The organism is Methylobacterium trifolii, assembly GCF_022179685.1.
GTDB classification, from domain to species: domain Bacteria; phylum Pseudomonadota; class Alphaproteobacteria; order Rhizobiales; family Beijerinckiaceae; genus Methylobacterium; species Methylobacterium trifolii.
This window is the reverse complement of sequence record NZ_BPRB01000233.1, coordinates 1-4,081: the sequence shown is the minus strand read 5'-3', so window position 1 is coordinate 4,081 and position 4,081 is coordinate 1. Positions and strand designations below refer to the sequence as shown.

Below are 4,081 nucleotides of genomic sequence, written 5' to 3'. Positions count from 1 at the left end.
CGCCGTCGAGGCCGCGCGGCGGCCGGCACCGGGTCGAGGGCGGTGAGCGCGTCGCAGCGCGCCGCGAGTTGCCGGGTGAGGACCCCGATCGAGCAGCCGGCCTCGAAGGCGCTTCCGTAGCGGGGCTGCGAGAGGCATCCGAGGGTGGCGGCGTACTTGGCCTGCTCGTAGGCGCTGGTCTCGAAGCCCCAGGGGTCCGGCCCGCCATCGGCGTAGAGCCCGGCGAAGTAGGTCGAAGGCAGCGTCTCGGCGCGCCGGCTCACGGCAGGAGTCCGAGGCCGCCGCGCCAGAGGTCCTGCACGGGGGCAGGCTCGTCCAGCACCCAGGCGGCCGCGCGGGTGAGGGCGTAGTCCGGGGCGGGCTGGCGCAGGTAGGTGGCGAGGTCCCGCACGCGCCGCTCCAGGGGATGGGTCTCGAGGAAGCCGGCGAGCCCGACGGAGCGCTGGGCCAGCGCCATCGTCTCCAGGCCGGCGCGCTCCACCGCGATCCGGGCGAGGCCGACATAGGCGACCACCTGCATCGGGTCGCCCGCCTCCCGCAGGGTGGTCTCGGCCGCCCGCTCGACGAAGAGGGCGGCGGTCTCGACGGCGATGGCGGCCTCGCCCAGGCGCGCCGCCTGGTGCGGGTCGCCCCCGCGTCCGGTCGCGCGCAGGTGCGCCCGGTGCGCCTCGAACACCGCGCGGATGCCGCCGAGCTGCACGGCCAGGAAGCGCCAGGCCCCGCCGGAGAAGACCGGCTCGCGGAAATAGTCGTCGGGTACGCCGACGAAGGCCTCCGGAGCGGGCCGGATTCCCGTGAAGTCCAGGGTCCCGGTGGCGGTGGCCCGCATGCCGTGCACGCGCCAGGTGGACAGGTCGGCCCGCGTCCCGGGTTCCAGGGGCACGACCAGCATCTGGCTGCGGCCGTCCGGCAGCCGGGCGGTGACGAGGGGCCGGGTGACGTGGCCGGCCCCCGACGCGAAGCTCTTGGCCCCCGTGAGGACCGCGTCCGCCAGGGTGAGGCCGCCGGGACTGGGCTCGGTGTTCCACACCCCGAACAGGTGCCCGTCGCGGACGTCGCCTGCGGCCTGCTCCAGGGCCTCGGGCCCGCCGTAGCGCAGGACCAGGGCCAGCGCGTTGACGTGGCCCTCGTAGAGCCGCCCGAGGACGAGGCTGCCGCTTCCCACCGCCGCCAGCACGTCGCGCAAGGGGCCGATGCCGGCCGGCTCGCACAGGCCGGCCCCCCCGCGCTCGACGGGCAGCGGGGCGGCGAGCAGGCCGGCCTCGCGCAGGGCCGCCACGTCCGCGGTCGGGAAATCACCCGTCCGGTCGAGGTCGGCCGCCCGCAGGGCCGCCCCTTCGGCCACGGCCTGGGCGGCGCGCACGGCCTCGGCCGCGAGGACGAGGGCTTTCTCGTTGACGGACCCCATACGCAAACCTCGACCCCAGCTTGAGAAGAGCCCGCCGCAGCCCCTGCCGCAACGGCGTCGACCTTATGCCAACGACCCTGCCGTACAGAGTCTGCTCGCGGTCTTCGACGATCTTCTGCGGGATGCTGTCATAGGCGAAAGCACCCTGGCTGCCGTCAAGTTCCGGGACCCGTCGCCGAGGGTGTGGAGGGCGCCCCAGGACCCGGCCGGGGAACCGCGATTGGCGCCGCGTCTTCTGCCGAGGGACGGACCGCAGATGCGAGGCCCCCTTGAGCACCACCACCCCGAAGCGCCGCGCCGCCATGGCCCTGGCCGCCGCCGCGGCCGTCATGGCGCAGGCCCCGGCCGCCCGCGCCCTGGAGGTCTCCCGCAGCCGCGACGTGGGGGCGCCGCCCGCGGCCGTCTGGGCGGTGATCGGCGCGTTCTGCGGCATCGCCCGCTGGCACCCGCAGGTGGAGCGCTGCATCCTGTCCGACGACAGCGAGGCCGACGGCGAGACCGTCCACATCCGCGGCCTCGTGGTAAAGGGCGGGCTCGGCACGATCGTGGAGGCCGAGACCGCCCGGGACGAGGCGGGACGCAGCTACAGCTACAGCTTCGTCCAGGGCCCGCTGCCGGTGTCGGCCTACAACGCGACGCTCGCCGTCCGGCCGAACGGCGCGGGCTCGACCGTGGTGTGGACGGCGACCTTCGACGCGGCCGGGATGAGCGAGGCCGAGGCGAAGGCCGACATCGAGGGCGTCTACGACGAAGGTCTCGCCGGCATCGCGAAGGAGGTCGGCCCATAGGGCCGGGCCGGGGCGGCGCATGAAACGGCAGCGTCACCCCGGATCGCATTCGGGGCCTCACTCACTGCTCTGCGCTGGTGGTCGAAATCTGACGGATGGCACCTGGACCTTGGGACCGCTTCCGACCGAGGCCGTGTGAGAACGCGGCTTCTGCCGTCGCCGGTCGCACACACGCTTCAGTGTTTCGGATCGAAGGATGACCTTCAGGCCCGGATGGCCGCGATCAGTGGCCCAACTCCGAAGATCTGGATCATCCGCTTCATGTTGTAGGCCAGAACCTGCAGGCTCATCTCGGTTCTGACCTTGGCCAGCGTGCGGGTCAGGAAGTGGGTGGCTCCCATCCAGGCCTTCAGTGTGCCGAATGGGTGCTCGACGGTTTGGCGACGGATCTTCATCGCGTCCGGCATCCGGTCGAGCCGCGCCTGCATCGCGTCGAGGACGCCCTCGTGCACCCAGCGTTTGACACGCCGCGTCTCCGCCGGCGTGCAGCGGGGCTTGAGCGCGCAATCGAGACAGGCCGTTAGGTTGCGGTAGTGGTCCATCTCGTCGCCCTCGGCCCGTCGATCGGACCGGGCAAGCCCCTTGGTCAGGTGCTGGCCGGCGGGACAGGTGTAGTGATCCTTCTCGGCGCCGTAGACGAAGTCCTGCCCCGTGAAGAGACCACGCTTGGCATGGCCCGAGGTCAGGGTCTTGGGCACGCACGGCAGCACGCCGGTGCCCTCGCAGGCCAGCACCTGATCGCCGTTGAGGTAACCGCGGTCGGCCAGCACCGTGATCGTGCCGCATCCGGTCGCCTCCTGTGCCAGGAGGCCCATCGACGCGAGCTGCGCCCGGTCGCTGCCGACGTTGGTCACGGCGTGCGCCACGATCAGGTGATGCTCGGCATCCACCGCAGCCTGGACGTTGTAGCCGACCATGCCCGTGCCCTTGCCGCTCGTGGCCATGGAGCGCGCGTCGGAATCAGTGAGCGAGACTTGGCCGTCGGGCGCGGCCTCGACCTGCCGGCCCATCGCCTGCAGAGCCTGCATCTGCGCGCGCAGGCCCGCGATCCTCTCCGTAAGCCGCGTCGTACGCGCCTCAGCAACGTCGCTCTGTTCGCGATCTGCCCGGTCCAGTGCGGCGAGGTAACGGCCGATGCTCGCCTCGACCTGCGCCAGTCGGGCTTCGACCTTGGCGGCGGTGAAGTTCTTGTCTCGGTTGTTGACGGCCTTGAACTTCGAACCGTCGATGGCGACGACAGCCTTGCTGAACAGGTTCAGCCTGCGGCACAGCACGACGAACTGCGCGCAGGCCGCCTGGATCGCCTGGCCGTTGTCCTTGCGGAAGTCGGCCAGCGTCTTGAAGTCCGGCATCAACCGGCCGGTCAGCCAGATCAGCTCGATGTTGCGCTGGGTCTCGCGCTCCAGGCGGCGGCTCGACGGGATATGGTTGAGATAGCCATACAGGTAGATCTTGAGCAATGTCGCCGGATGATAGGCCGGACGCCCAGTCGCCTCCGGCACCGCGCCTGCAAAGCCAAGCGTCGTCAGGTCGAGTTCATCGACGAACACCTCGACGAGACGGACTGGATTGTCCACGGTGACGTAGTCGTCCAGACAATCGGGAAGGAGCGTGGCCTGCTGACGATCCTCGCCTGCGATAAAACGCTTCATCCCGACCTTCTCAGATCGGAAATTACTCTACCAGATCAACGCGTTTTCACACAGCCTGGACCCTTTAGGGACGTTCGGGGCGGGTGCCGAGCCTCAGGTTCCCACCACTGGCCGATGCATACATCGCCTTCAGGACGTGCCTCGGCCTAACGGCGGGCCTCTGCTCCCCCACGGATTGCGGGCTTGCCCGAGACCCGCACGCTTGCCGGCCCAAGTCCTTGCCGGCCCAAGTC

The 4,081-nt window shown here is 70.8% G+C and carries 4 protein-coding genes; 1 reads left to right on the top strand and 3 read right to left on the bottom strand.

Annotated features, from left to right (window positions below):
• Positions 1-263: SAM-dependent methyltransferase (locus COGEMETH_RS19135; RefSeq protein ID WP_238184195.1), on the bottom strand; the 263-nt coding region annotated here is incomplete at its 3' end.
• Positions 260-1,408, bottom strand: a complete 1,149-nt coding sequence (locus tag COGEMETH_RS19130; RefSeq protein WP_238184194.1) for an acyl-CoA dehydrogenase family protein — start codon at positions 1,406-1,408, stop codon at positions 260-262. The genes COGEMETH_RS19130 and COGEMETH_RS19135, both read right to left, overlap by 4 nt.
• Positions 1,409-1,677: 269 nt before the next feature.
• On the opposite strand from COGEMETH_RS19130, the gene COGEMETH_RS19125 reads away from it, so the two are divergent.
• Positions 1,678-2,196: an SRPBCC family protein gene (locus COGEMETH_RS19125; RefSeq protein ID WP_238184193.1), complete on the top strand. Its 519-nt coding sequence runs from the start codon at positions 1,678-1,680 to the stop codon at positions 2,194-2,196.
• A gap of 203 nt (positions 2,197-2,399) precedes the next feature.
• Here COGEMETH_RS19125 and COGEMETH_RS19120 read toward each other — a convergent pair whose 3' ends face one another.
• Positions 2,400-3,848 (bottom strand): IS1182 family transposase, encoded by a 1,449-nt coding sequence (locus tag COGEMETH_RS19120; protein ID WP_238184192.1) that lies wholly within the window; start codon positions 3,846-3,848, stop codon positions 2,400-2,402.
• Positions 3,849-4,081 lie beyond the last annotated feature (233 nt).